The 833-nt window shown below is 71.1% G+C and carries 1 protein-coding gene and 1 pseudogene; both read left to right on the top strand.

Annotation, left to right across the window (positions count from 1 at the left end; all coding sequences use genetic code 11):
- Positions 1-178, top strand: a pseudogene (locus tag G4D87_RS40390) (GspE/PulE/PilB domain-containing protein); the annotation flags it as partial.
- Between the two features lie 6 nt (positions 179-184).
- Positions 185-833: GspE/PulE/PilB domain-containing protein (locus G4D87_RS38265; protein WP_504112965.1), on the top strand; the 649-nt coding region annotated here is incomplete at its 3' end.

The raw sequence follows: 833 nt of genomic DNA, 5'->3' as shown, positions 1-833 counted from the left end.
CCCTCCGCCCGAGGCTCCCGCCGCCCGTCCCGCGGCCTCCGGCAGCCCCGCGGAGCTGCTTCGCAGCGTGGAAGAAGTGCAGCGCAAGGAAGTCGCCGCCCTCAAGGCGATGGTCGAGCTGCTCATCGAGAAGGGTGTGTTCAGCCGCGAGGAGTATCTCGCGAAGGTCAAGCGGTAGTCCCCCATGCGCAAGAAGATTGGTGAGCTGCTCGTCGAGGCTGGCGTCGTGACGGAGGAGCAGGTCCGCGTGGCATTGGGACGTCGGGGTGCATTCGGCGGCCAGCGCCTGGGTGAGGTCCTGGTGGCGCAAGGGCTCTGCACGCCCACGCACATCGCGCAGGCCCTGTCCGCCCAGCACGCGCTGCCCTTCGTGGCGCTGCCGGAGGAGATTCCGGCGAACGTCATGAGTCTGGTGTCCGCGGACTTCCAGTCCGAGCACCGCATCGTGCCTTTCCGGATGGAAGTGGAAGGCCGCAGCGAGCGCATCCTCGTCGCGGTGGATGACCCGGCGGACGTCACGCTCGTGGACGAGCTGCGCTTCCAGCTCCGCAAGCAGATGCGTGTCTTCGTGGCGGCTTCGGACGACCTGGACGCCGCGCTGGCGCGGGCCCGGGGCGAGCCGCTGGACATCGTGGAAGCCGTGGCCCTGGAGGACGAGGACGGTGCGCCGCCTCCGCCCGTGGCCGCTGGCGCGCCGCTCGAATGGGATTTCCCGGAGGCTCCGAAGCCCGTGTCCAAGCCCGTACCGCCTTCTCCGCCGCCCGCTGCCCGTCCCCCCTCGCACCGAGGCCCGGCCTCGCTGTCAGTGGCTTCCGGCGGCGGCGGTGGCGGCG

This window comes from Myxococcus vastator, assembly GCF_010894475.1.
GTDB lineage: Bacteria > Myxococcota > Myxococcia > Myxococcales > Myxococcaceae > Myxococcus > Myxococcus vastator.
The sequence above is the reverse complement of the archived record's forward strand: the minus strand, read 5'-3'. Positions and strand labels throughout refer to the sequence as shown.